Origin of the sequence: Bacillus sp. FSL K6-2861 (genome assembly GCF_038630725.1) — a bacterium.
Lineage (GTDB): Bacteria > Bacillota > Bacilli > Bacillales > Bacillaceae > Bacillus > Bacillus velezensis.
The window spans coordinates 2,540,998-2,564,307 of record NZ_CP152037.1 but is presented as its reverse complement, the minus strand read 5'-3'; the positions used below and the strand labels follow the sequence as shown (position 1 = coordinate 2,564,307).

Below are 23,310 nucleotides of genomic sequence, written 5' to 3'. Positions count from 1 at the left end.
TTATCAGTTTACCGCCTGATAGGCAGGAGCATTCATTTGCTGGCGCACCGCGCACCAAACATCATAAATGGCAAGGTGGACGATGTGCGGTTCATCGTGGTGAATGGCATGAGAACTGTTTTTGGCCTGAATCCATCCGCTTTGATAAGAGACATCAAGCATGCTTCTGTGCAGTTTCACCCATTGTTCATGAGCGTGCTTTAAGCGCTCATCCCGCTCTCCCGATGATAAAATCAACAGCGGCATATCGCCGAAATGAATCTGCTGATGCTTGATCTGACGAAGGCTCGTCAAAAATTCCGCGTGTGATCCTTCCAATATGAATTGTTTCAAATAGGCGGCTTTCATTTCTTCGGGAAGAAGCGGAAGCACTTTCGTCTCCTGATCCTCAGAAACCGGATCAAGCATCACCATCCCGAGAATATCCCGGCGGTTCCGGCTCGCCCAAAGTCTGCTGATAATCGCGCCGTATGAATGCGAGACGACAAGATAAGGAGGCTTGACGCCGGCCTTCAGAAGAAGAGTGTTTAATTCCTGTACCATGTGGTCCGCCGTTCTCTTGTTTCGGCTTTGTCCGCTTTTGCCGATTCCGGCTCTGTCATATGTGAAAACCCCAAATTCTTCATCTATGTCAGCGAGTAATGATGTCCATGTTTCAGAAGAAGTGCCGTAACCGGCTTCAAAGACGATCGTCACTTCGCCGGCGCCTTTACGGTGTTTCGTATAAAACGGACACCCGTCAATCAGATATGTCCTTTCCATCCATGCTGCTTTCATTGGAGTCATCCCCTCTAATTGGTTCTATAGGGAAGACGGAGAAGCTTCGGCAATCGTTTCTCAAAAAATAAAAAAAGAGACAGCCGGATCGAAAAACTCCGGCTGTCACTTCATCACCATGCTCTGTCGTATTGAACCGGTGACGGTATTTCAGTATTCAGCTGCTTCGCTGCACTCCTTGCAAAATGCGGATCGCGCAGAAGTTCTCTCGCGACAAAAATAAGGTCAGCGCGGTTGTTTTGCAGAATTTCTTCGGCCATTGTTCCCGTCGTTATCAAACCGACGGCGCCTGTTGCGATTTCGGCCTGTTCACGGATTTTCTCCGCAAAGCTCACTTGGTAGCCGGGGAAGACGTTAATATCAGCTTGAACGAGTGCGCCTGAGCTGCAATCAATGAGGTCGACTCCCTGTTCTTTCATCCACTTCGCAAAACCGATATGATCCGCAATGTCCAGCCCTTTGTCTGTATAATCCGATGCAGAAATACGGACAAATAACGGGCCGTCCCAGACTTCCTTGACGGCTTCAATGGTCTCGCCTAAGAAGCGGTAGCGATTTTCATGTGAGCCTCCGTATTCGTCTGTACGGTGATTGGACAGAGGGGACAGAAATTCGTGCATTAAGTAGCCGTGTGCCGCATGAAGTTCAATAATGTCAAAGCCGGCTTCTTTCGCGCGCGCCGCTGCCTGTTTGAATTCCTGAATGGTTTCTTTAATTTGTTCTGTCGTCATTTCAGCCGGTGTTTTGGACTGCTCATCGAACGGAATGGCTGACGGAGCGTAAATGTCTCCCTCAAGCTCAGCTTTACGTCCGGCGTGCGCAAGCTGAATGCCGATTTTAGATCCTTGCGCTTTCACTTGTTCCGTCAGTTTGGCAAAACCTTCGATATGATCATCGCTCCAAATGCCCAAATCCTGATCGGAAATGCGCCCCTGCGGATTAACGGCTGTCGCTTCCACGATAATCAGGCCGACCTGTCCGATTGCACGCGATATGTAGTGCGCCATATGAAAAGGCTGCAGTTTTCCGTCCTTCTCATGTGAGGAATACATGCACATCGGTGCCATAACAATACGGTTTTTGATCGTTACATCTTTAACGGTCCATGGTGTGAATAATTTTCTCGCCATTTATTTCGCCTCCCGGAATGTTTTTAGACATTGATTATAACAACTCATGATCATTCAGTCATATAAACTGCTCACAACCGAACACATCGTTCTTATTGTTCTGGACGGGCATTTTTTTATACACATCGGGGCCGTATCTTCATAATAGGCATTTACAGCCGATCATATAGCAAATATAGATGAGAAACGCACCGATGACTGCGTGGCCTCCTTTGAACCAGTTTGTCAGGATGAAAATACTGCTGATGAAGATCACTGCGCCGAAGGCACCGAATATTCCGTTTTTTTGAGCGGCTCTGAAATCGTTGGGGCTCATATTTTTCAGCTGCATATGAATATTCAGTAACGTCATGATCGGCAGCAATGTGACAACGCCTGATAAAAATAAGTATTTCGACTTGCTTAAATACGCGGCGGCCACCATAACGGTGCCGCCGATAAAAAATTGAATGAGAAAACTCATGCTGAAACGCTCACCTTCTGTTTGTGATCAAGTATAATGATGGAAACATTGCCATTTTATTTTTGATTGATGTATAAGTAAACTAAATATAACTAATGCATTGGATAATAAAGAATGATATCTGGGAGATGAAGCCGGTTGGATTTAAAGAAGCATTTAGCCTTTATTAAAACGGTTGAAAGCGGCAGCCTGACCCAAGCCGCTGCCATATTGAATTACACACAGCCGAACATCAGCCAAATGATCAGTAAATTAGAGGAAGAGTACGGTTTTCCGCTTTTGATCAGACAGCGGCATGGAGTGAGGCCCACCGCAAATGGCTTGAAAGTGTTACATATTATGAAGGAAATTCAAAAAAACTATGAAAAACTGTCTCAAACCGTTGATAATATTAATGGGTTAGAAAGAGGGGAAGTCCGGCTCGGCACTGTTACGAGCGTGGCGGTAAAATGGCTGCCGAAAATTTTGAGGGAATTTAATGAGCTGTATCCTTCCATTAAGGTGCATTTGTTTGAAGGAAATTCTACTGAACTGGAAGAATGGCTGAAAGATGACCGGATTGATGCGGCGATCGGGACATCCCACAGCGAGAAGTGGCATTTTTACCCGTTGGCCGAGGATCCGATTGTAGCGGTGATGAGCCCGCAGCATGAATTGGCGCAATGTGAAACGGTTCCGTTACATGTCATGGAGTCCGTCAAATGTATCGTGCCTTATCCGGAGACACATTTTGATGTGCTGAAAGTGCTGAAGGAAGAAAAGATTACGCCGCGGGTCGCTTATCAAATCAGAGGGGATGAAGCGATTATTGCAATGGTGCGGAACAATCTGGGGATCAGCATCTTGCCGCAGCTTTTGGTGAATGATTGTGATGTGCTCATCAAACGGTTTGACCGGTATGTCTCCAGGCAGCTCGGCATTTTGACAGCTCATGCAAAGGAGACGCAGACACCTTCTGTCCAGAAACTGATTCAATGCATACAAGAATGGGTTGCGGTCCGTCAGGCTTCTGTCTGAAGAAGCCTGATGAACCGTTTAAGCCGGTTCAGCATAGTAGACCAGCATAAAATATGTCACCGGTTCATCCGAGGAATTAAAATAACTGTGCGGCATCGCCCGAAGTCAGCACATGCTTTTCGTCATCAAGCTCAACCGTCAATTCACCGCTCTTGATTAAAATGTATCTTCCCCTAAATGTGATTTTGCCTCATGGGCGCAGCCCGGCTTCAGGTCAACTATGTCAAAAAGTTTGACCGTGACGGTGGTGAGCGGGGTTATTTCGGTGTCGGGCTTTCGTTTGTATATAAAAAGGGCATCAACGGCACATGCTGTTGATGCTTTTTTTGAAATGCTAGGGTTTGGAGAGCACTTCAATTCCGACGTTGACCATTTTGTCCAGTCCCATAAAAGACAGGCAGATTTTGGCGCGTCTTTTTCTTTTATCGATCTTTTTAATAATGCCTTCCATTCCTTTAAGAGGCCCTGAGGCAACGGTTACTTTTGAATTTTCAATATAGACTTTTGAATAATCTACAGTGTCTCCTTCTCCGATCAGCCTAATGATAGGGAGGATTTCTTCATCCTTAATTGTCGTGAAATAGGTTTTACGCTCTTTGGAATAATATGCGCCGTTATTCACGATTCTGCATGAAATGGGGAGTTCTTTGATTTTATGAAATGTCCGCTCTGTCATCTTCGTTTTAAACAGCACATATCCCGGAAACATCTTTTTGAGTGCCTCGTATTTGATTCCGGCTTTTCGTTCTGTGACTTTTTTCTTGGGTATGATTGAGTAGAGAGCCTGCTCATCAAACTGCAGACGCAGAAATTTTTGAACTGTTTCTTCTTTTCCGGACTCTACAAAAAGTGCGTACCATTTCATGACTGGGTCCTCCTTAGAATAATAAGAAATTATTATACAAAGAAAGTATTTAATGGATAGTATTTAAAGTGATTAAAAATTTTTCTAATTCGTCTTTTTTTTACATAATATATGAAAATGAAAAATAAGTATAGACCCAATTGACAGAGAAGCGATGAAATTTTCTTTGACATGAAAAGGGTTCAGGGAATTATCTGACATTTATCCCGAAACAATTATGCCGACTGTCCACCGAACATAAAACTGTGGAATAAATGTCAGAAAATAACGAAATAAATCCTTGACATTATTATCTATAAATTGATATTATTCTCTTTAAATAGCAACTATTTGTTAAATTTATTAAATTGATGTAAAGCACCTATTAAATTTCAATCGCTGTTTCGGCACGTTGAAGAGGAAATAGGGATTATAAAAATGATTGTAGTGTATATATCTACATATACATGATAAGGGAGAAGTGTGCCGTCATGGCTGTTTTCGGGCATATTGGCACTGCAGCTTGTCATGCGAAACATTCAGTAAACAAGCAAGATGTCTTTATATAAATTATGTTAGAAAAGGAAAACACAATGCGTTTGCGATTTTTAAACCTTTGCTGAATCGCAAACGCGTTTGTGTTTTTATTTTTATGCCGGTGTTTACACCAGTCAATATATGAAATAAGAGACGTTTTTGTATGGAGATCCACATGTGATGTACAAAATTGGCGATGCGGAAAGGATGAGGATAAGATGCTTACGTTTGTGTTCCCGGGGCAGGGTTCTCAATTTAAAGGAATGGGAGCCGGACTGTTTGATGAATTTCAAGATCTGACACGTCAGGCTGATGACATATTAGGCTACTCTATAGAAGAATTGTGTCTGGAGGATCCGAATCACCAGCTGGGGAAAACGCAATTTACCCAGCCGGCGTTATATACGGTGAGTGCACTCAGTTATTTAAAGAAAATGAAAGAGTCCGGCAGAGAGCCTGATTACGCCGCAGGGCACAGTTTAGGAGAATATAATGCGTTATTTGCGGCCGGCTGCTTTGATTTTGAGACCGGTTTGCAGCTTGTAAAAAAAAGAGGGGAGCTCATGAGCAAGGCAGCTCCCGGAGGCATGGCAGCGGTTTTGGGGTTTACGGCTGAACAAGTAAAAGAGGTTCTATCCGATTATCATCTGACCGGCATTGATATCGCTAATCACAATTCACCTTCGCAAATTGTGATCGCCGGAACGAAACAAGACATTGAAAAAGCGGGCCCCGTCTTTGAAAAAGCCGGCGTGAGAATGTACCTTCCTTTAAATGTGAGCGGCGCCTTCCATTCCCGCTATATGAAAGATGCTGAAAAAGAGTTCGCGGATTATTTAGAAGAAACGGCGTTTTTGCCTCTTCGTTTTCCGGTGATCTCAAATCTTCATGCCGCACCTTATAAGAATGATGAAATCAAAACAAATCTGACTTTGCAAATGACCAATCAGGTAAAGTGGACGGACACGATACGCCGTCTGATGGGACTTGAAAATAATGAAATTGCAGAAGTCGGGCCCGGGGAAGTGCTGACAAAACTGACGCGTCAGATTAAAAAAGATGCCGTCCCATTACCTATGCCGAAAGAAGAGTCTGATACTGCTGATGTTAAAGCATCGGCAGCTGATCCGCAAAAAACGGCGGGAATGAGATTAGGGAACGAAGATTTTAAAAAAGATTATAACATCCAATATGCTTACATGACGGGCTCCATGTACAGGGGAATTGCTTCGGAACAGATGGTCATTAAAGCGGCAAAAGCGGGAATGCTGGGCTTTTTCGGAACGGGCGGATTGAGTATCGAACGGATCGGACAGGCCATCGGAACCATCCGGTCTGCACTGCGGCAAGGGGAAACATTCGGAATGAATCTTCTTCATCATATGATGTCACCTGACAAGGAAGTCAGAATGATAGATTTATATTTGAAAAACGGCATTCATCTTATTGAAGCATCGGCATTTATGGGCATAACCCCCGCTCTTGTTATATACAGGGCAAGGGGACTAAGCAGGAATCATGACGGGTCGGTGTCAGTTCAAAACAGAATCATCGCGAAAGTATCCCGGCCTGAAGTCGCTGAGGCCTTTCTGAATCCGGCTCCGGCTCATGTGCTGGAAAGACTTGTGTCTGACAATCGGCTGACAGCCGGGGAAGCGGCGCTTGCAAAAGAAATTCCGATGGCTGATGACATTTGCGTTGAAGCGGATTCAGGAGGGCATACCGACCAAGGGATTCCGTATACATTAATGCCTGCCATGATCAGACTCAGAGACCGCATGATGGAGAAGCACGGTTATGCGAAAAAAGTAAGAATCGGCGCAGCGGGCGGCATCGGCACTCCGGAAGCGGCTGCTGCCGCGTTTCTGCTCGGCGCCGAATTTATCGGAACCGGTTCTATTAATCAATGCACGGTCGAAGCCGGGACAAGTGATTCAGTGAAAGATCTGCTTCAGGAAGCGAACGTGCAGGATACGTCATACGCTCCCGCAGGAGATATGTTTGAAGCGGGAGCAAGGGTGCAGGTGCTGAAAAAAGGCCTGTTTTTCCCGGCAAGAGCCAATAAACTCTTTGACTTGTACAGACAATACAATTCTTTAGATGAAATAGATGAAAAAACGAAAATATTAATTGAAGAAAAGTATTTCCAGTGCGGTTTTGAAGAAGTGTATGAGCAGTTGAAACGTGATAAATCTCCTGAGCAGATCGCCAAAGCCGAACAGAATCCGAAACACAAAATGGCGATGGTATTTAAATGGTATTTTTCTCATACGACAAGGCTCGCTCTGGAAGGAAAAAGCGAAAGTAAAATAGATTACCAAATTCATTGCGGCCCTGCGCTCGGCGCGTTTAATCAATGGGTGAAAGGAACCCCGCTTGAAAATTGGAGAAACAGGCATGTCGATCTGATCGGCAAACAGCTCATGGAAGAAACAGCCGGCCTTCTTGCGCAAAGGCTGGTATCGATTACAGGCTGAGTATGACCAGCCATTACATTTTTTCTGCGGAGGACAGACCATGCTGATTGAAAATCATGAATTAACGATGAGCCATGTCGGGTTAGGGAATTTGAATGAGTACGCACTGCTGCTGTTATTCGGCAACGCACACAGTCACCATTTAACGGACGGAACGGGATTCCGGCCTGATCAGATGGCCGATCACCAAGGGCTGATTTTGTATCCGGCTTATTTTATGACACATCTCAAAGTTCCTTCAGATCAGCCTCTTGATCAGTACCGATTATGGGACGAGGTTTCCGTCGGAGTCGATATCTCCCGGTTTGGAGAAACCATATTAGAATCTGATTATTTGTTCGGGCCGAAAGGAGCGGTCAGCTCTGATAAAAGCGAGTGGGACCGGGGACGGTTTCCTTCTATGAAAGCCAATAGTTTAATTGTCGTCGACGTCACACAAACAGAAGGTTCGACGCGCAAAGTCTCAGCGCCTAAGGCTGAATGCATTGCGGAACTTTCTAAGCTAGCCAAGCCGCCTTACGCGCTGATGCGGTCAAAGAAAATCAGAACGGACGCCTTCGGTATGAAGCCGGGCAATCTCAAAACAGCAGACCCCGTTTCATATCGGGTTCCTATTGATCAGGATGCTGCGCCCGGGCATGCCATGGTGTTTGCGAAATTCAGCAAGATAATGGATACGGCGGAATTTGAATGGATGACGCGCCGGTCGAAGCCGGGTTTTCCGGTTTCAATCGCGCGGCATTTATTTTTGCTTGAAAGAGAGACGTATTATTACGGAAATTGTTTTGCAGATGAAGAGCTTGATATTTATATGACGGGACACATTGAAGAATGCGATCCCGACTTTCACGGTGAGTCCCTCGGTATGATCTCAGTGGCGAAAATCAGCTATCAGATTGAAGTCTATATGAAAAGAAATCATACATTGCTGGCCATTTCCAAGGTGGACAAGCTGCTGGCGGTGCCGACCTCTTCACAAGATCATATTCCGGATTATAAGCGGGTCATCAGAAGTTTATAAAATGAAGAATGGAGCTGAAAGCAAATGGAACAAACCAAGGAAATGAAGCAGATCATCGCTCAAATCATTCAGGACATTCAAGAACAGCAGTCATATCGGGCCGTCGAAGCGGGAGATGATGTGAGAGTCATAGAGGATCTGGGCTTCTCATCACTGGATATCGCTCAATTAGTCGCACAGATGGAGATGGAAACCGGAGTAGATCCTTTTTCCCAAGGAGAAACAATTTCAAGCATTACAACCGTCGGCAGCATTTGTGATATTTATCAAAAATATATGGACAGTGCTCAATCATGAAAACAGAAAGCGGGGGAGATATCAGCTGGGTGACTGATAAGCTTAGGGAAACGCAAGACAGTGAGTTTCTCATTTTTAAAGGGCAGACTTTTACGTATGATGATTTGCTGGCACGAATTAGCTTTTTTCAGAAAGAACTTGAACAAAACGGAATACGTGAAGGAGAATGTGTGGCGCTTATCGGGGATTATTCCCCGAACGCTATTTTTTTGCTGATGGCGCTTTTGTTAAACCGAAATATCGTTGTCCCTCTAAGCAATGAATCAAGGGAAAAGCATCTCGATATGTTTGAAGACGCGAAAGTGAATCAAATCATTGAAATAAATGAAAATGACAGCTGGACGCTTCGCGGAGGTTCTGAAAGCGCCTCTCACCCTCTGCTTGATGACCTGCGCGAGAGAGGGGAGTCAGGCATTATTATTTTCACATCGGGAACTTCCGGCAAAAGCAAAGCATCCGTGTTAAGCGCCGGCCGGCTGCTTGAAAAATATAAAACGGCGAAGAGAAAACCGCTGCGTACGCTCATTTTTCTGAAATTGGATCATATCGGCGGCATTAATACGCTGTTTGCGATTCTGTTTAACGGGGGGACCATCGTCACATCAGACAGCAGAACGCCGGAGTCCGTTTATCAGGCGGTCGACAAGCATGCTGTCCAAGTGCTCCCCGCCACCCCGACCTTTTTAAACATGCTGCTGATGTCCAAGGCGGATGCCGGCTATAACCTCTCTTCACTCCGGCTGATCACTTACGGCACAGAACCGATGCCCCAATCAACGCTGCGCGGCATTCACCGGCTGTTTCCGGATGTACGGCTGAAACAAACATATGGATTAACTGAACTGGGTATATTCTCAACGAAATCAAAAGACAGCCAATCCACTTGGATGAAAGTGGGCGGTGCCGGAACAGAGACCAAAATTACCGGAGGCACGCTTTGGGTCCGTTCTGAGTCGGCGATGCTCGGCTATTTAAACGCACCGTCACCTTTCGATGAAGACGGCTGGTATGACACCGGTGACCAGGTGGAAACAGACGGCGAATATATAAGAATCCTTGGAAGAAAGAGTGAAATCATTAATGTGGGCGGAGAGAAAGTGTTTCCGGCAGAGGTGGAAAGCGTCTTTCTGGAGATACCGAATGTCCGGGATGTTCTCATAACGGGAAGAAAAAATCCGATTACGGGCGAGATTGTCGCAGCAGAGGCCGTGCTTGAAAAAGAGGAAGATATCAAATCTTTCAGAAAGCGGGCCGTAGCTCATTGCAAACAGAAGCTGCAGCCATATAAGATACCGCAGATCATCTCTGTTACAGATCGGAAACTGTCTAATGACCGATTTAAAAAAATAAGAAACGTGTAAAACAGGAGGCAAATATGAATAACGGAAAAGTAGCGGTCGTCAGCGGAGGAAGCCGGGGGCTGGGAAAAGCGATTGTACAGACGCTTTTGGATGAGGATTACAAAGTAGCCGCTTTCAGCCGCAGTGAATCTGATTTTATTAACACATTGAGAGAGAGTGAAAAGTACCGCGGCCGCTTTTATTGGGAAGCGGCGGATGCGGCGGATGATGCCGCCATGAAACAGTTTGTTCTTCAAGTATACCGCAAGTTTTCCAGAATAGACGGCTTGGTCAATAACGCCGGTTTGAACCTTGATCAGCTGCTGCCCCTGACCAATGATGAAGACATTGACCGCATCCTCAATCTGAATATCGGCTCAGTCATCAAGCTGACCCGAAACGTATCCCGTGTCATGCTGAAACAAAATTCCGGATCAATCGTTAACATAAGCTCCATTATCGGCTCAAGAGGATTTAAAGGCACTTCAGTTTACAGCGCATCCAAAGCGGCTCTTGACGGCTTGACGCGAAGCCTGGCCAGGGAGCTCGGGTCTAAAGGAATCCGTGTCAATTCACTTGCGCCCGGTTTTGTGGACACCGATATGACGAAAAATATGCCGGAAAAACAAAAATCGCAGATTATCAGAAGGACGCCGATGGGGCGTTTAGGCGAAACAGACGATATGACCGGACTCGTTCGTTTCCTGCTTTCTCCTGAATCGTCCTTTATGACCGGACAGACAATGGCAATAGACGGCGGATTAACTTGTTAAAGCACAGAAAAATTCTTTTGTACAAGGGATGGTATCCTCATGAAATGTATTAACGAATTTTTAAGAACGGTAATAGCGGAAAAGCTGGGTGCCGAGGTGACCGAAGCGGAAGATAAAACCGCTTTTTTTACTCTTGGCGTGACGTCTCTCATCAGTGAAGAAATCATGACCATATTGCATAAAGAATTTACCGGCCTTTCTGAAACGCTGCTGTTTGAATATCCGAACATTGAGAAATTGAGTGAGTTTTTAAGTGCGCAGAAACGAAATCCCGAAAGCGTTCTTGAATTCAAAGAAACGGAGCCTGATACGGGAAGCCCGCAGGAAGAAGAATTGCTTCCCGTACAGGCGGCTGAAAAGGTGCCTGAACCGGCAACGGACGGGAGCTCTGATATTGCGGTTATCGGAATGAGCGGGATGTTTCCGAAAGCGGAAAACCAGCATGATTTTTGGAACAATTTAATGGAAAATAAAGATTGTGTCTCTGAAATCCCAGAGGACAGATGGGACAGCTCTTATTACTCGGAAGAGAAAACGGCAGAATACGCGTCATACAGTAAATGGGGAGGTTTTATTGATCATCCGGATCAATTTGACCCGCTGTTTTTTTCTGTTTCCCCGTGGGAAGCTGATTTAATGGACCCCCAGCAAAAATTGTATGTCACGTGCTGCTGGGAAGCGATGGAGGATGCCGGTTACGGGAACCCGGCGGCCAGGCCGACGGATCAAATCGGTGTATTCGCCGGAGTGACCTGGAATGAATATTCATTAATTGCACACGAAGAAGGTTTCCTCAAAGATCAGTACAAAGGCCCCGGCTCCTTATATTGGAGCATTCCGAACCGGGTTTCTTATTTCCTTGATCTCCATGGCCCGAGCATCGCTGTTGATACGGCGTGTTCTTCATCGCTTGTCGCCGTCCATCAGGCTTGTCAGGCCATTATGTCGGGCGACTGTGAAATGGCGCTTGCCGGAGGCGTCAACCTCAGCTTACATCCGCAAAAATACATGTTTTTAAGCCAATCACATTTTCTGTCTTCTGAAGGAAAATGCCGCAGTTTCGGTGAAGGCGGAGACGGTTACGTGCCCGGCGAAGGCGCGGGAGCCGTTTTGTTAAAACCATTGAAAAAAGCGATTGCGGACAAAGACCACATCTACGGTGTCATTAAGGGGTCAGCCACTAATCACGGCGGCAAAACGACCGGGTATACGGTGCCGAATCCGGAAGCGCACCGGGACCTGATTTTATCCGCTCTAAACAGAGCCGCGGTAAGTCCGGCGGATATCAGCTACATTGAAGCTCACGGAACCGGCACGGCGCTCGGCGATCCGATTGAGATACGCGGCCTGTCTATGGCATTTGATAAACAGACCGATGAGAAAAACTACTGCGGAATCGGCTCGGTGAAATCCAATATCGGACATTTGGAAGCGGCTGCAGGGATCGCCGGTTTAATCAAGGTGCTTTTAAGCATGAAACATGAAACGCTTCCCGCCAGTCTGCACTCCGAGGAACTGAACCGCAAGATTTCTTTTTCTGATTCGCCATTTTATGTCGTCCGAAACAACCGGCCGTGGCCGGCTGAAGGAGATAAACCGAGAATCGCCGCAATCAGTTCATTCGGCGCAGGAGGCTCTAATGCCCATCTGATCGTAGGTGCTTATCAGCCAGAACGGCAAGCGGATGGGAATACTGAGCAAAAACCGCATGCCGTCGTATTAAGCGCACATTCCGAACAGCAGCTGAAAGAATATGCCGGGAAATTAAGCTCTTTTCTTGACCGATTGGAAAACCTGCCTTCTGCCGGCGGATACAGTCTGGAAAATATCGCTGCCACCTTATTGTCAGGCAGAGAGCCTTTCTCCTTCCGGCTTGCTGTCATTGCATCATCCCTTTCTGAGCTGAAACGGCGATTGGACGGATTTGTAAGCGGTCACAGCGACGGCAGGTATATGTACTTCGGAAAAGCGTCACCCGGGCGTCCGGACGTTTCAGGCCAATCCGTTTCAGATCCTGAGAAATTTGCCGCGCTGTGGGTGAAAGGCCTTCAAGGTTGCAAAAAGCCGGAAACGCCGTATCAGAAAGTTCCGCTTCCTACGTATCCGTTTTTAAAGGAAACGTCCTGGCTGACCGATCAAAAAAAGCGGTATACAAAAAAGCCCCAAAATATCAAAAGGCGTGAAGCGCTGCATCCTCTGCTTGATGAGAATATTTCATCCGCCCGGAAAGGGACGTTTCAAAAGATATTTTCCAAGGATGAATATTTCTTTAAAGATCATTTAGTGAACGAAAAATATGTGCTTCCCGGAGTCTGTCATCTGGAAATGGCGGCATACGGCGCGGGATTGTGGGGAGAACGCCCGGTCGTCTCTCTTCAAAGTGTGTGGTACATGGAGCCGATTGTGACAGGGACAGACCCAACATCCGTCATGATAGAGTTTGAAGCAGAAAAAGAGCGTATAAGCTATGTCATTAAAGAAAAAGGAGCGGACGGCACCCTCTTTTCGCAAGGAGAAGTGATTTGTAAAGAAAAAGGAGCATCTTTTGAGGCCCCGGTCTTTCAGCTCCCGGCGCCATTTGCGCAGAGAACGGAGCCGAAAGATATCTATCACTCGTTCTCTGAGGCGGGAATCGTGCAAAAGGACAGTTTTCAGGTCATCCGCGAATTCTCTTATACAGAAAGGAAAGCACTGGCCAAATTAATGCTCCCGTCACACTTGGAAGCCGATTTTAAACAGTACATCCTACATCCGTCCTTAATGGATGGCGCTGTTCAAACTGCAATGGCGCATGTGCTGCAATTTCAAAAAGAGCCTGCGCTTATCGTACCGTTTTCCTTCGGAGAAATACAGCTGCTTGAACCGTTAGCGAAAACCGTATTTGTGCATGCGGAGGTAAAAGCGGCCTCCGTTCACCAATTTGATCTGCATATTTGTGATGAGCGCGGCGTGCTGTTGGCGGCAGTGAAAGATTTTATCATAAAAGAGGTGCAGGAAAGCGCCGGGTTTAACCAAAAAGCCGGCGTCACGCCGAAGACAAGCCGTGAAACGGAATTGCTTATGACACCGGTTTGGAACACCGTCACCATTCCGGAAACCGGCATGTCTTTCATGCGTGAAGAAAAAATAATCGTCATCGGGGCCGGGCCGGATTTTCAGCAGGCTTTGAAAGAGATGTATTCCGATGTCCGTTTTCCGGACATCACTTCTTTGGACAGCGCGGAACAAATGGCTGAAACACTGAAAGCGCAAGGTTCTTTTCAACACATGATATGGGCGGCGCCGGATCATCCCATTCCATCCGTTTATGATGCGGATATGGCCGACGGACAGGAGCACGGGGTCATGCAGCTTTTCCGGCTGGTAAAAGCGCTTCTGCTTCTGAATTTTGACACGGAACAACTATCATTGACAATCTGCACGTTTCAAGCACAGCCGATTCATGAACATGATGAGGTCAATCCGAGTCATGCAAGCATACACGGATTAGCGGGGTCGCTCGCAAAAGAATACAGCAATTGGAGCATCCGGCTTCTTGATTTGGAATCTCAAAGGGGAGACCGGCATCTTCCCGATGTCTTCTCTTTACCGGCGGATCCCGAGGGAAATCCGTGGGTCTTTCGTGCAGGTCAGTGGCACCGCCAGCAATTGGCCGTCTGCCGGCCTCATGCAGATGAGCCTTCATTATACCGGCACGGCGGGGTTTATGTGATTATCGGCGGAGCAGGCGGAATAGGAGAAGTATGGACTGAATATATGATTCAGACCTATCAGGCGAAAATTGTCTGGATCGGGAGGCGGAAAAAAGATACACAGATTGAAAGAAAGCTGAAAAGACTTGCGGCTTTAGGCCCCGCACCGCAATATTTCAGCGCGGATGCTGCCGATTATGACTCTCTCAAACGGGCGTATGACACCATTGTAAAGGAAAATGGAAAGGTCCGCGGAATCATCCATTCCGCCATCGTGTTATCAGACCGAAGTTTTGCCAATATGGAAGAGGATCAGTTCCGCGCTTCACTTTCTGCAAAAACTGATGTGAGCTTGCAGATTGCCCGGGTAGCTGAAGGGGAACCCCTGGATTTCTTGCTGTTTTTCTCTTCGATGATGTCGTTTCAAAAAGCGCCGGGACAGAGCAATTATGCCGCCGGGTGCACGTTTAAAGACGCTTTTGCTAAGCGGATCTCACAGAAAGCGCCGTATGCCGTAAAAGTTGTCAATTGGGGCTTTTGGGGAAGTGTCGGCGTTGTCGCTTCAGAACAATACCGGAAACGGATGGAGCGGGACGGAATCGCTTCTATTGAGGCGCCCGAAGCGATGAAAACGCTGGAAACCCTGCTTTCCGGACCTCATGACCAGCTGGCGCTGATCAAAACGACAGATCCGGTTTTTATGAAAGACGATCTGAAAGAACAAGTAACGGTTTATCCGGAAAAGATTCCTTCCGCACTCGGACAATTAACGGTTAACATCACGCAGAATGACGAAGCTGAGCGGTTAAAAGCATCAAGTGTCATGAGCTGCATGAGAGAGATGGAGTCCCTTATTGAAAAAATGCTTGTATCAACCCTTTATGAGATGGGAGCCGGGCTTGGTCAGGCTTTGCCGTTATTTCAATCGGCTGCCGGCATAACGGAACAATACAGCAGATGGCTGAAAGAGAGCTTTGTCCTCCTGAATAAATTAGCGCTTACTCCGGAAAAAACGGATCTAGGGCAGGTGTGGGAGGAATGGGAGCGGAAAAAAGAGACTTGGCTGCGCCAGAAAGACATGAGGGCGCATGTCAGATTGGCAGAAGAGACATTGCGTGTGCTTCCAGACATTTTAACCGGAAAGCTTCCGGCAACGGAAGTGATGTTCCCTGACTCCTCCTTCCGTCTTGTGGAAGGCATTTACCGCAATAATATCATTTCTGATTTTTTCAATGACAAGCTTGCTGACACATTGATTGCAGTTTTGAAGGAACGTCTGGAAAAAGACCCGCAGGCGAAAATCCGCATTTTAGAAATCGGAGCCGGAACGGGCGGGACGAGCGCTGCGGTCATGAGAAAATTGAAACCGTATGAAGCGCATATTGCCGAATATTGTTTCACGGATATTTCTAAAGCATTTCTTTTACATGCAGAAGACATATTCGGTCCGGAATATCCTTATGTCACTTATAAAATATTCAACGCTGAGCAGCCGGTATCAACAGAAGCGCCGGACATCGGCACGTATGACGCAGTGATCGCGACCAATGTGCTTCATGCGACAAAAAATATCCGCTCTACGCTGCGCCATGCGAAAGCAATGCTGCAAAAAAACGGCCAGCTGTTTATAAATGAGATCAACAGCCGCACCATATTCAACCATGTGACGTTTGGCCTTCTTGAAGGCTGGTGGCTGTATGAGGATCATGATTTACGGATTCCGGGCTGTCCGGGGGTTGATCCGGCCGGCTGGGCGGAAGCGCTTTCGCTTGAAGGATTCGTCCATCCCCTGTTTCCGGCTGAAACCGCACACGACTTAGGCCAGCAGATTATAGCGGCTGAAAGTGACGGAACGGTCAGGCTTGCTCTCACACAGGCGTCAGAAGAGAAGCCGGAGCGCCGTCCGTATGACGCAGAAGGTCTTTCGGATGATACTTTGCATGTCAGCCTGAGAGAAAAAAGCGTTGAACTGATGAAGAAGGTCATCGGTGAAGCGCTTATAGTGCCGGCGCATCGTCTTTTATCCCATGAACCTTTAACCGCATACGGATTGGATTCCATACTGGTCGTCAGACTGACCAACGCGTTAAAAGACGTCTTCGGTTCTGTCAGCAGCACTTTATTTTTTGAATATCAAACCATTGATGAGCTTGCTGATTACTTTCTGTCTTCCCGTAAAGAAGCGCTCGAGCGGCAATTCGGGAATGGACGGCCTCATCCCGAAAACGCCGGACGGGTGCAGGCTCCCGCAGAAAGCGCCGCGCCGATTCCAAACGTAAGGGAACGGGGCATCACATATCTGACGGAATTAATAGGAAAAACGCTGAAGATTCCGAGCGGGAGAATGGATCCGTCGGTTTCCTTAACCGCATACGGTTTGGATTCTATTCTGGTCGTCAGGCTCACAAATGCCTTTCGTAACGTGTTTGACCAAATGACCAGCACCCTCTTTTTTGAATATCAGACGATAGAAGAAATCGCGGATTACCTGCTTCTTTCTCAGCGGGGAGCATTTATGAAAGCGATGGGTGTGCGTGAGGCACAGCTGTCTGATCACATAGATAACCTGAATGTAAAACAAAACAAGATTCCTCAAAACGAGGAAGGCGAAAGGACGAACGGAGATCCCTATATCCAGGATATCGCTGTCATCGGTCTGTCAGGCCGGTATCCGGGCGCCGATCACGTTGATGAGCTGTGGGAAAATGTAAAAGCCGGCAGGCATTCTATTACTGAAGTGCCGAAAGATCGCTGGGACTGGAAAACGTTTTATAACGAGGAACGCGGAAAATGGGGGTCCATTTATTCAAAATGGGGCGGTTTTCTCGATGACATTGATACATTTGATCCGCTGTTTTTCCGTATATCTCCCGCGGAAGCTGAAAGGATGGATCCGCAGGAAAGGTTGTTTCTGCAGACTGCTTATTCAAGCATTGAAGATGCGGGGTACACCCCGGCCACGCTTTGTGACAGCCGGAAAATCGGAGTCTTTGTCGGTGTGATGAACAGCAATTACCCGACTGTTCCCAGCGACTGGTCTATCGCAAACAGAGTATCGTTTTTGTTCAATTTCCAAGGGCCGAGTATGGCTGTGGATACAGCCTGCTCTTCTTCTTTAACAGCTGTCCATCTCGCCGCAGAAAGCCTGCGGAGCGGAATGAGTGAAACAGCGATTGCCGGCGGAGTCAATCTTATCGTTGATCCGGCCCACTATGAGCGGCTGTCCGCTTTTTCAATGCTGTCTCCCGGTGATAAATGCAAATCTTTCGGAGACAGTGCGGACGGTTTTGTTGACGGTGAAGGAGTAGGGGCGATTGTGTTAAAGCCGCTTGCTCAAGCGGAGAAAGACGGCGATCATATTTACGGCGTTATCAAAGGAAGCATGCTGAACGCAGCAGGCAGGACAAACGCTTATATGGTGCCAAATCCGAAAGCGCAGTTTGATCTGATCGCAGACACGTTGAAACGGACAGACATTCACCCGAGAACGGTCAGTTACTTGGAAGCCCACGGAACGGGCACTGCGCTCGGTGATCCGATTGAAATCGACGGGTTAACGAAAGCTTTTCACCTGACAACAGAAGACCGGCAGTTTTGTTCCATCGGTTCCATTAAATCAAATATCGGACATTTAGAAAGCGCTGCCGGGATTGCGGGGATCACCAAACTGCTTCTGCAATTGAAACATAAGAGGATTGCCCCTTCATTGCATGCGGCGGAATTGAATCCGAATATTGAGTTTGAGCACACTCCGTTTTTCGTACAGCAAAAAGAAACGGAATGGAAACGACCTGTCTTGAATATCACGGGTAAAATGAAGGAATATCCGAGAATTGCCGGCATTTCCTCGTTTGGAGCAGGAGGTTCAAACGCACATGTCATCATTCAGGAATATGTGCCGTCTGACAGCCTGAAACCAATGGAAAACGCGTCTGTTTCTCCGCAAAAACCGGCTGTTATCATTTTATCAGCGCGAAATGAGCAGCAATTATCAGAGCGCGCCCGCCAGCTTCTGGATGATGTCATAAGAAAAAAACGTTCTGACGGGGATTTGGCCAAGATCGCTTACACGCTTCAGGCGGGAAGAGAACCGATGGCTGAGCGGCTTGCATTTACGGCCGAGTCGATAGAAGAACTGAAAATGAAGCTTATGAGTTTCTCAAACGATCATAATATCGAACATGCTCATATCTGGCGGGGCAGGACAGCCAAACATCATTCATTGGCGGCTTCGCTCACTTCTGATGAAGATATGGCGCTTACCATAAATGCCTGGCTGAGAAAAGGGAAATACGGAAAGCTGCTTGACCTTTGGGTTAAAGGACTTGACGTCGATTGGTCAGCTCTTTATCAGTGCAACCCGGGCCGCATCAGTCTCCCGGCCTACCCTTTTGCCAAAGACCGATATTGGGTCACAAAAGCTGATGTGTCACTTGACAAAACAGGCTCAGCGAAAAGTGAGAAAGCAGCCAGACTTCACCCGCTGCTCCACGCGAATACATCGACCTTTACCGCCCAGCGTTTTACTTCTGTTTTTTCAGGACATGAACCGTTTTTTGCCGATCACATCGTCAATGGAAAACCGGTGCTTCCGGGCGCGGCTGCTTTAGAAATGGCCCGGGCCGCCGTTACATTTGCCGCCGAAGACTTGCCGGGCGGGAAAACGGGTGTAAGGCTCAAACAGATCGTTTGGCTCCGTCCGGTGACGGCGCTTTCTGAAGGAGTGACGCTTCATGTAAAGCTTCAGCCGGAAGAAAACGGAGACATCGCTTTTGAAGCGTATGCCGAAGGAGAAGACCCGCTTGTCTTTTTCCAGGGAAAGGCCGTGCTCGAAGAGACGGAGCGTGCTCCTGTTCTCGATGTAGAAGCGGTTCAGGCGCGCTGCGGCGGCCGTCACTTGTCAAAGGCTGAGTGCTATGAAGCGTTCGACAGCCTCGGCATCACCTACGGACCGTCTCATCAGGCGCTTGACGCCGTCTATGCCGGAAGCGGAGAAGTGCTCGCAAAGCTCACTCTTCCGCCGTCCGCCCGCGAAGAAAAGGAGCCGTTCATCCTGCATCCGAGCATGCTGGACGCCGCCCTTCAGGCTTCTATCGGTCTCGTGCTCTCAGACGGTTCCGCGTCCGGACGGCCGTTTCTGCCGTTTGCCCTCCAGGATATGCAGGTGTTTTCTGCGTGCCGGGAGACGATGTGGGCGGTGCTTTCCTCAGCGGACGGCGCCTATCATATTGAGCTGTGTGATGAAAACGGTGCGGTATGTGTCCGATTGACGGGGCTCACCGCCCGTTTTCTGGAAGAGGAAACGGAGGAAAAACCGCTCTTGCTTCAGCCAAAGTGGCAGGAATCACCGCCGGATGAAGGCAGCGGACAAGAAGAGTCTTTCAGATACGTGACACTGTATGGCGGAATGAACGCTGAGGACATAAGCGGCGCCGTATGTGCGGCTGACGGCGAAGGTCCGATTGAAGACCGTTATGACGCCTGCGCGGCGGAGCTGTCAGCGATCGTCACGCGTCTTATCAAAGAAAAACAGAAGAAAAAAACGCTGATCCAGCTTCTTGTCCCCGACAGGGGGGAAGACAATGTATTGGCGGGGCTGGCCGCTTTTCTGAAAACGGCTCACCTTGAACATCCGAAGCTGTACGGCCAAGTCATCCAAGCCGATCCGGACGAGTCAGCCTCGGCGCTTCTTGCCAAACTGAAAGAAAACCGGGCGCATCCTGAACAAGCGGAAATCCGTTATGAAGACGGCAAACGTCTCGTCAGAAACTGGCGTCATCTGCCGGCGCCTCAAAGCGGCGCCGTTCCGTGGAAAGACGAAGGGGTCTACCTCCTCACCGGGGGAGCGGGCGGCATCGGCCTGATTTTCGCTGAAGAAATAGCCTCCCGCGTCAAAAACGCCGTCCTCGTATTAACGGGAAGGGCGGAAGCGCTTGATGAAGACCGCTCCGCCCGCTTACGGCGCTTGGAAGCGTCGGGTGCCCGCGTATTGTATCAACCGGTTGACGTGACAGACAGGGCGGCGGTCATCGCCCTCGTCCGCGGCATACAGGAGGTGCACGGAACACTCGACGGGATCATTCACGGCGCAGGCGTGATCGCTGACAACTACATTCTGAACCAGACAGAAAACGAACGGAAGACCGTCATGGCGCCGAAGGTGAAAGGGCTTATCAATCTTGATGAAGCAGCGAAAGATGTGCGGCTGGACTTTTTCATCCTGTTTTCTTCCTTGGCGGGAGGTATGGGAAATCCGGGGCAGGCCGGTTATGCGGCAGCCAACGCATTTATGGACGTTTATGCAGCCCGCCGGAACCGTCTCGTGCGGGACAACAGGCGGAGCGGGCAGACTCTGTCTGTCAACTGGCCGCTTTGGGAAGAAGGCGGTATGCGTGTGGACAAAGAGACCGAACGGCTGATGTACGAACAGACCGGAATGAGAGCCATGCGATCGGCGTCAGGCATCCAAGCGCTTTACGCCGCTTTTGCCTCCGGAGAACACCAGGTCATGGTGGCAGAAGGCGACGAAAAACGGATTCGAAAAAACCTGATGCCTGAAACGCCGGAACCGTCCAATCGCATTCATGTGTCAAGGAAGACGCCCGTCCATATGCCGAATAAAGTACAAGCGGAACTCAAACATATGATATCAGGCATTCTGAAGGTGAAAGAAGACGAGATAGATGCTGAATCAGAGATGAGAGATTATGGCTTTGATTCGGTTTCATTCACGCAGTTTGCAAATGAACTAAATAAAATGTATGGGCTTGAACTGACACCGGCCGTGTTTTTTGAATATCCGACAGTTTTTCGTTTTGCCCAATACTTGCTGACGGAACATCCGGATACATTCGGCTCACAGGCAGAAACAGAAACGGAGAAACCGGTTGTGCGTAAAAAAATGAAGACGGAGCCATTCTTGATTCCGTCCCGCCTTCCTAAAACAAAAACCGCAGCTGCACCTGAGCCCGTGGCGATAATCGGAATCAGCTGTGCATTTCCAATGGCTGAAAATCCGGAAATGTTTTGGGAGAATTTAGCCGGAGAAAAGGACTGCATTTCTGAAATACCGCCGGAGCGCTGGGACTGGAGACAGTATTACGGAGACCCGCAGAAAGATAAAAATGCGAGCAATGTAAAGTGGGGCGGCTTCATTGATGAAACCGCTCAATTTGATCCTTTATTTTTCGGTATTTCTCCGCATGAAGCCGAAATGATGGATCCTCAGCAAAGACTTTTAATGATGCATGTATGGAAAGCGATTGAAGATGCCGGCTGCTCTGCCAAAAGCCTGTCAGGTACAAATACAGGCATTTTTGCAGGCACGACAAACAGCGGTTACGCTCAGGAAGCTTCAAAGTTCCATATAGAGATTGAGGGTTCTTCCGCCGCCGGTACGGTTCCGTCAATCGGTCCGAACCGTATGAGCTATTTTCTGAATATACATGGGCCGAGCGAACCGATTGAAACCGCCTGTTCAAGCTCATTGGTCGCTGTTCACCGTGCGGTCAGGGCAATTCAGGCCGGAGACTGCGGCATCGCGATTGCAGGAGGCGTCAATGCTATTGTGTCGCCGGATATGCATATCAGCTTTAATAAAGCGGGAATGCTCAGTGAAGACGGGCGCTGCAAAACATTTTCGGATCAAGCGGACGGGTATGTCAGAGCTGAAGGTGCCGGCATGATTGTTTTGAAAACATTATCCGATGCGGAACGTGACGGCGACCGTATTTATGCCGTTATTCGCGGAACGGCGGAAAATCATGGCGGAAGGGCGGCTTCCCTTACATCGCCGAATCCGAAAGCACAGACAGAAGTCATGATAAAAGCTTATCAGCAAGCGAACATCGACCCCCGTACAGTGAGTTATATTGAAGCCCACGGCACGGGAACGGCGCTCGGAGATCCGATAGAAATCAACGGACTCAAAGCGGCTTTTGCAGCGCTTTATCAGAAAGCCGGAGTTACGGCACCCAAGCAGCCTCATTGCGGCCTCGGTTCCGTCAAAACGAATATCGGCCACACAGAGCTTGCCGCCGGCATGGCCGGGCTTTTAAAAATTATTTTGCAGATGCAGCACAAAACGCTTGTGAAAAGTCTGCATTGTGAAACCGTTAATCCGTATATCAGCCTCGACGGCAGCCCGTTTTACTTCGTCCGCGACACTCAGCCATGGAAAGCGGCGACTGATGATAGCGGAAATGAACTGCCGCGGAGAGCGGGTGTCAGCTCGTTCGGATTTGGCGGTGTCAATGCTCATGTCGTGCTCGAAGAATATGTTTCTCCTGTTGAAGAGAAACAATGGACGGCCGGTGAACTTCAGCCGTCCTTATTCATTCTCTCGGCAAAGACGGCGGAACAGCTGAAGGAACGTGCGGAACAGCTGCGCAGATATTTGGAAAAGACACATTCAGCTGACGGAGCTCTTGCGGGTATCGCTTATACGCTTCAGCTTGGCCGGGATGAAATGGAAGAGCGCCTTGCCGTTATTGCTGAAACAAAAGAAGAGCTTACGAACGCGCTGAATGATTTCCTCAGCGGCAAGGAGACGGGGCAGAATTTCTTTATAGGCCGGAACAAAGCGATGAAACAGCTGTTTACAGAGATGACAGACAACGCAGAAATGAGCGGGACCGTAGATCAATGGATTGAAGCAGGAAAGTATACAATGCTTGCAAAATTATGGGTGCAAGGTTTACATGTCGACTGGAATAAATTATATCCGGACCAAAGGCCAAAAAAAGTCAGCCTGCCCGTCTATCCTTTTGCGAAAACACATTGCTGGATACCGCACAGTGCGCAGCATATAAGGCACCGGGAGACTTATGAGATTGATACGTCCCCGCTTGAGACTTATGAACGCCTGCTTGATGAATTGGAGAAAAACGAAATAAGCATAGAAACCGCTGTAAAAAGAACGATCGGTTTTTACAGGGATTAGC

General features: G+C 48.1%; 11 protein-coding genes. 7 read left to right on the top strand and 4 right to left on the bottom strand.

The annotated features are described in order from the left end of the window. Positions 1-3: 3 nt before the first annotated feature. The 3 genes from NYE62_RS12470 to NYE62_RS12460 all read right to left on the bottom strand — a co-directional run bounded on the left by NYE62_RS12470 (position 4) and on the right by NYE62_RS12460 (position 2,370). Positions 4-777 carry an alpha/beta hydrolase gene (locus NYE62_RS12470; RefSeq protein ID WP_038459097.1) on the bottom strand — a complete coding sequence of 258 codons (774 nt, stop codon included), beginning with the start codon at positions 775-777 and terminating at the stop codon, positions 4-6. 113 nt (positions 778-890) lie between these two features. Then, on the bottom strand, positions 891-1,907 hold the full coding sequence (namA, locus tag NYE62_RS12465; RefSeq protein ID WP_003153250.1) for an NADPH dehydrogenase NamA: 1,017 nt from the start codon (positions 1,905-1,907) through the stop codon (positions 891-893). Between the two features lie 139 nt (positions 1,908-2,046). Beyond that, positions 2,047-2,370 (bottom strand): GlpM family protein, encoded by a 324-nt coding sequence (locus NYE62_RS12460; RefSeq protein WP_342496973.1) that lies wholly within the window; start codon positions 2,368-2,370, stop codon positions 2,047-2,049. Positions 2,371-2,508: 138 nt separating this feature from the next. Here NYE62_RS12460 and NYE62_RS12455 point away from each other — a divergent pair, with 138 nt between their 5' ends. After that, a complete protein-coding gene (locus tag NYE62_RS12455) occupies positions 2,509-3,387 on the top strand; it encodes a LysR family transcriptional regulator (protein WP_042635338.1) in 879 nt (292 codons plus the stop codon). Between the two features lie 334 nt (positions 3,388-3,721). On the opposite strand, the gene loaP is transcribed toward NYE62_RS12455, so the two are convergent. Next, entirely contained in the window at positions 3,722-4,252 is a 531-nt protein-coding gene (loaP, locus tag NYE62_RS12450; RefSeq protein ID WP_007408401.1) for an antiterminator LoaP, read from the bottom strand. A 734-nt stretch (positions 4,253-4,986) separates the two neighbouring features. Here loaP and fabD point away from each other — a divergent pair. From fabD to NYE62_RS12420, 6 genes are read left to right on the top strand one after another with little or no spacing between them, the layout of a single operon-like run. Beyond that, positions 4,987-7,245: an ACP S-malonyltransferase gene (gene fabD, locus NYE62_RS12445; RefSeq protein WP_144664008.1), complete on the top strand. Its 2,259-nt coding sequence runs from the start codon at positions 4,987-4,989 to the stop codon at positions 7,243-7,245. Between the two features lie 40 nt (positions 7,246-7,285). Then, positions 7,286-8,266, top strand: coding sequence for an LnmK family bifunctional acyltransferase/decarboxylase (locus NYE62_RS12440; RefSeq protein ID WP_144664009.1), 981 nt, complete (start codon positions 7,286-7,288; stop codon positions 8,264-8,266). 24 nt (positions 8,267-8,290) lie between these two features. Next, entirely contained in the window at positions 8,291-8,563 is a 273-nt protein-coding gene (locus NYE62_RS12435) for an acyl carrier protein (RefSeq protein ID WP_003153264.1), read from the top strand. Further along, complete coding sequence (locus tag NYE62_RS12430) at positions 8,560-9,924, top strand: long-chain fatty acid--CoA ligase (protein WP_251257484.1); 1,365 nt, start codon at positions 8,560-8,562, stop codon at positions 9,922-9,924. The genes NYE62_RS12435 and NYE62_RS12430 overlap by 4 nt, the downstream gene beginning before the upstream one ends. A gap of 14 nt (positions 9,925-9,938) precedes the next feature. Next, the gene (locus tag NYE62_RS12425) at positions 9,939-10,676 is read left to right on the top strand and encodes an SDR family oxidoreductase (RefSeq protein WP_007408405.1); all 738 of its coding nucleotides are present in this window, start codon (positions 9,939-9,941) and stop codon (positions 10,674-10,676) included. A 39-nt stretch (positions 10,677-10,715) separates the two neighbouring features. Further along, complete coding sequence (locus NYE62_RS12420; RefSeq protein WP_342496972.1) at positions 10,716-23,309, top strand: SDR family NAD(P)-dependent oxidoreductase; 12,594 nt, start codon at positions 10,716-10,718, stop codon at positions 23,307-23,309. The last annotated feature ends 1 nt before the right edge of the window (position 23,310 follow it).

Excerpts from the sequence above, each read along its gene's own strand:
- NYE62_RS12470 (WP_038459097.1), bottom strand. The coding sequence starts at position 777 with ATGAAAGCAGCATGGATGGAAAGGACATATCTGATTGACGGGTGTCCG.
- namA (WP_003153250.1), bottom strand. The coding sequence starts at position 1,907 with ATGGCGAGAAAATTATTCACACCATGGACCGTTAAAGATGTAACGATC.
- NYE62_RS12460 (WP_342496973.1), bottom strand. The coding sequence starts at position 2,370 with ATGAGTTTTCTCATTCAATTTTTTATCGGCGGCACCGTTATGGTGGCC.
- loaP (WP_007408401.1), bottom strand. The coding sequence starts at position 4,252 with ATGAAATGGTACGCACTTTTTGTAGAGTCCGGAAAAGAAGAAACAGTT.
- fabD (WP_144664008.1), top strand. The coding sequence starts at position 4,987 with ATGCTTACGTTTGTGTTCCCGGGGCAGGGTTCTCAATTTAAAGGAATG.
- NYE62_RS12440 (WP_144664009.1), top strand. The coding sequence starts at position 7,286 with ATGCTGATTGAAAATCATGAATTAACGATGAGCCATGTCGGGTTAGGG.
- NYE62_RS12435 (WP_003153264.1), top strand. The coding sequence starts at position 8,291 with ATGGAACAAACCAAGGAAATGAAGCAGATCATCGCTCAAATCATTCAG.
- NYE62_RS12430 (WP_251257484.1), top strand. The coding sequence starts at position 8,560 with ATGAAAACAGAAAGCGGGGGAGATATCAGCTGGGTGACTGATAAGCTT.
- NYE62_RS12425 (WP_007408405.1), top strand. The coding sequence starts at position 9,939 with ATGAATAACGGAAAAGTAGCGGTCGTCAGCGGAGGAAGCCGGGGGCTG.
- NYE62_RS12420 (WP_342496972.1), top strand. The coding sequence starts at position 10,716 with ATGAAATGTATTAACGAATTTTTAAGAACGGTAATAGCGGAAAAGCTG.